This is a genomic window from Bradyrhizobium cytisi, from assembly GCF_008123515.1.
Classification (GTDB): domain Bacteria; phylum Pseudomonadota; class Alphaproteobacteria; order Rhizobiales; family Xanthobacteraceae; genus Bradyrhizobium; species Bradyrhizobium cytisi.
This window is the reverse complement of the sequence record NZ_VSSR01000125.1, coordinates 1-4,281: the sequence shown is the minus strand read 5'-3', so window position 1 is coordinate 4,281 and position 4,281 is coordinate 1. Positions and strand designations below refer to the sequence as shown.

The 4,281-nt window shown below is 66.1% G+C and carries 3 protein-coding genes and 1 pseudogene; 2 read left to right on the top strand and 2 right to left on the bottom strand.

Annotated features, from left to right (window positions below):
* Together FXB38_RS41145 and FXB38_RS41140 are read right to left on the bottom strand one after the other, a co-directional pair.
* A pseudogene (locus FXB38_RS41145) lies at positions 1-476 on the bottom strand (hypothetical protein); the annotation flags it as partial.
* Between the two features lie 37 nt (positions 477-513).
* The gene (locus FXB38_RS41140) at positions 514-1,806 is read right to left on the bottom strand and encodes an adenylosuccinate synthase (protein WP_148756580.1); all 1,293 of its coding nucleotides are present in this window, start codon (positions 1,804-1,806) and stop codon (positions 514-516) included.
* Positions 1,807-2,175: 369 nt separating this feature from the next.
* Between FXB38_RS41140 and FXB38_RS41135 the strand changes: the two genes are divergently transcribed.
* Both FXB38_RS41135 and FXB38_RS41130 read left to right on the top strand, forming a co-directional pair.
* Entirely contained in the window at positions 2,176-3,108 is a 933-nt protein-coding gene (locus FXB38_RS41135) for a DMT family transporter (protein WP_148756579.1), read from the top strand.
* A gap of 187 nt (positions 3,109-3,295) precedes the next feature.
* Positions 3,296-4,231, top strand: coding sequence for a DMT family transporter (locus FXB38_RS41130; protein WP_187435510.1), 936 nt, complete (start codon positions 3,296-3,298; stop codon positions 4,229-4,231).
* Positions 4,232-4,281: the final 50 nt, after the last annotated feature.

The window sequence follows — 4,281 nt, the reverse complement described above, 5'->3', positions numbered from 1 at the left end:
GGCTCCGGCGCAGCCGGCTGGCGCGGCGCATCGAAACGCGGGGCGCGGGGCGGACGCGGCGCGTCGTTCTGGTCGTCGCCGCCGAGCGGCGGGCGATCGTTGCGCGACGGCGGTGCGGCGGGACGGGCCCGCGGCGGCGCGGCCGACTGAGGAGATGCGGGCGGGTTGTTGTCGGCCGCACGGGCGCTGGCCCTTCGGAACGCATCGCCGCTGCCGCTCCCGCTGCGGGCGCCACCACCGGGGCGCGAGGCCTCGCGGGCACGCTGGGCGGCCTCCGATTCGACCTTGCGGACGGCCTCCTCCAGCGACAGCCGTTCGCGGGTGATCTCGGATTCGGAGAGCGGCGGCTGGACGCTGCGGAGCTGCGCGATCAGGGCCGTGCGCGCCCGCTCATAGAGCGCGCGCCGGCTTTCGCCGGGAGCGTTGGGGTCCAGGGCGGCAATAGCGCGGGCGATCAGCGGATAGTAATCAGCCATTTCTACTCAACTATACGCGCGTCCTGGTAAGAGATCGTTAAGCCTCAAACGGGTTTTGTACGAGGATAGTATCCTCGCGTTCGGGGCTGGTGGAAAGCAGCGCCACCGGGCATCCCACCAATTCCTCGATCCGGCGGACATATTTGATGGCCTGGGCGGGCAGATCGGCCCAGGACCGCGCGCCGGCGGTCGGCTCCTTCCAGCCCTCGATGGTCTCCCAGATCGGCTCGACCCGGGCCTGGGCGCCCTCGCCGGCCGGCAGATGGTCGATCTCCTTGCCGTCGAGCTTGTAGCCGACGCAGACATCGATCGAATCGAAGCCGTCGAGAATGTCGAGCTTGGTCAGCGCCAGCCCGTTGATGCCGCAGGTCCGCACGGTCTGGCGGACCAGCACGGCGTCGAACCAGCCGCAGCGGCGCTTGCGTCCGGTATTGACCCCGAACTCGCGGCCGCGACGGCCGATCTCCTCGCCGATCTCGTTCAACAGCTCGGTCGGGAACGGTCCCTGCCCGACGCGGGTCGTATAGGCCTTGCAGATGCCGAGCACGTAGCCGACGCCACCCGGACCGATACCCGTTCCGGTCGCGGCCTGCCCCGCCACCGTGTTGGACGAGGTGACGTATGGATAGGTGCCGTGGTCGACGTCGAGCAGCGCGCCCTGCGCGCCCTCGAACAGGATGCGCTTGCCGGCACGCCGCTCGATGTCGAGCAGGCGCCAGACGGTCTCCGCATAGGGCAGCAGCTGCGGCGCCAGCGCGCTCAGCTCCTTCAGGATCTCGTTGCCGTCGAACTCCGGCAGGTTGAGGCCACGACGCAGCGCATTGTGATGCGCAAGGAGCCGGTCGATCTTGTGCGGGAGCGTGTCGAGGTCGGCGAGATCCATCAGCCGGATCGCGCGGCGGCCGACCTTGTCCTCATAGGCCGGTCCGATGCCGCGGCGGGTGGTGCCGATCGCGGTCGCGGAATTGGAGGATTCGCGCAAGGCGTCGAGCTCACGGTGCAGCGGCAGGATCAGCGTGACGTTCTCCGCGACGCGCAGATTCTCCGGGCCGACCGCGACGCCCTGCGACCGCAGCTTGGCGACCTCGTCGAGGAAGGCCTGCGGATCGAACACGACGCCGTTGCCGATCACCGACAATTTTGACGGGCGCAGCACGCCGGAGGGCAGCAGCGCGAGCTTGTAGGTCTCGCCATTGATCACCAGCGTATGGCCGGCATTATGGCCGCCCTGGAAGCGCGCGACGATGTCCGCCTGCTCCGACAACCAGTCGACGATCTTGCCCTTTCCTTCGTCGCCCCATTGGGCGCCGACGACGACAACATTGGCCATTCGCGGGTAATCCTTCGAAGAATTTAGATGCGCCCAGCCCAATTCCCGGCCCGGAGCCGTTCGTACGCGAGGCACCAACCGGATAAAGGAAGCAGCCTCTCTAGGCAAGCAAGAACCGGGCTTTTTGAGGACTCAACGCCCGATCCAAGCCTTTGATATCCCCGGAAAATCCGGAAACCTTCCAGGGCAATGCTCTCCCTTCGACCAAAGCGTGAGAGGCAGCCCCGGCCGCTGCATGGTGGCGATGCATCCGCCCCGTTGCTGCGACCTCGATTTCCGTGTCTTTGAACCGGGCCGGGTCTCGACCGGCCCGGACGTCGCCGGGCCGGAGGCCTTGGCGTTGTTGCACGCGGGGCCATAACAATCACAATGTCCGCCACCGGCCAGACCACCAGCACCGAAACATCCGGCCAGCACTGGATTGCCAACCAGCCTTATCTGCTGCTTGGCATCACCGCGCTGTGCTGGGCCGGCAATGCGGTCGTGGGGCGCCTCGCCGCCGGCCACATCCCGCCGGTGACATTGTCCTTCCTGCGCTGGAGCTTCGCCTTCCTGCTGGTGCTGCCGTTCGCCTGGAAGCATCTCGCCCGGGACTGGCCCGCGATCCGCGCAAAGCTCGGCCTGATGATCGTGCTGTCGATCACCGGCATCGGCGCCTTCAACACCCTGCAATATTGGGCGCTGGAGCATACCCAGGCGCTCAACACCTTGCTGTTGCAGTCGGCCGCGCCTTTGCTCGTGGCGCTGTGGTCGCTGGCCATCCTCGGCATCCGCCTCACCGCGGCGCAGGCCTTCGGCGTGGCTCTCTCGATGTGCGGCGTGCTGATCATCCTGCTGCACGGCGATTTCACCACGCTGTCGAACATCGCCTTCAACAAGGGCGACCTGATCTTCATCGTCGCGCTCATCATCTTCGCGCTCTATTCGGTGCTGACCTTGAAGCGGCCGCCGATGCACGGCCTGTCGTTCCTCGCCTTCACCTTCGGCGCCGGCGCCGCTTGTCTCATTCCGCTCGAGATCTGGGAGCTGTCTGCGCGTCCCGTGATGAAGCTCGACGGACCGAACCTGCTGACCCTGTTCTATGTGTCAGTGTTTCCCTCGACGCTCGCCTATCTCTGCTTCAACCGCGGTGTCAGGCTGATCGGCGCCAACCGCGCAGCGCCGTTCTTCCACGTCGTGCCGGTGTTCGGCTCGATCATGGCGATGGCCTTTTTGGGCGAGCACCCGCAGGCCTTCCACTTCCTCGGCTTCGCGTTGGTGCTGTCAGGCGTGTTCGTGGCGTCGAGGAAGCAGGCGACGTAGACTCTTCCTTCAATGAACTCAACGCGAGAGGTTCGTGCGCGGAGCGAAAGAGCGCCCGCGATATGAAGAATGCGTCCAACATATTGACCGCCCATGGCGCCTCTTCGGGTCGTGCCTGCATTGTAGCATTGCGGCGGCGTGCCTTGTGTCACGACGCCAATCCGGCGCAAGCTCGCACCTGACGCCCATGACGATCGCTTCGCCCGCGCCACCTGCCTCGAGTCCGGCCGGCTGGCTCAACAACCAGCCTTATCTGCTGCTCAGCCTGAGCTCGCTGTTCTGGGCCGGCAACATCGTGCTTGCGCGCCATGTCGGCGCGCATGTGCCGCCGCTGACGGTGACGACGATCCGCTGGTTTGGCGTGTTCCTGATCCTGCTGCCGTTTTCATGGCCGCATCTGAAGCGCGACTGGCCCGCCTTGCGCAAAAGCCTGCCGCTGATGCTGTTCCTGTCGCTGGTCGGCTTCGCCTTCAACAACGCGATCTCCTACTGGGCCCTGCAATACACCGAGGCGCTGAACGCGCTCTTGATCCAGTCGGCAGGTCCCCTGTTCGTGGCGCTGTGGTCGCTGGTGCTGTTCGGCGTACGGCTGACCCGCGGGCAGCTCGCCGGCATCGCGATCTCGCTGCTCGGCGTGCTGGTCATCATCCTGCGCGGCGACCTTGCGGCGCTGGCGAGCATCTCGTTCAACAGGGGTGACATCATGTTCGCCTCCTCGCTGGTGGCGTTCGGGCTCTACTCCGCCTTCATCCCGCGCCGGCCGAAGGTTCATCAGCTATCGTTCCTGTCCTTCACCACCTGCTGCGGCGCCATGATGCTGCTGCCGACGGCGATCTGGGAGGTGTGGAGCGGCAATGTCATGCAATTCGACACCGTGACGCTGCTGACGCTCGGCTACATCCTGATCTTCCCCTCGACGCTCGCCTATCTGTTCTTCAACCGCGGCGTCGCGCTGATCGGGCCGAACCGCGCCGCGCCGTTCTTCCATCTGGTGCCGGTGTTCGGCTCGGCGATGGCGATCCTGCTGCTCGGCGAAAAGCTCCAGCCGTTTCACCTGATCGGCTACGCGCTGGTGCTCGCCGGCGTCATCATCGCCTCGCGCCAGGGCTCCGCGGTCAAGTAATTCCGCATCGCGAACGCGCGCGCCCTCGTGTCCCGGCTCTGCGATGCAGC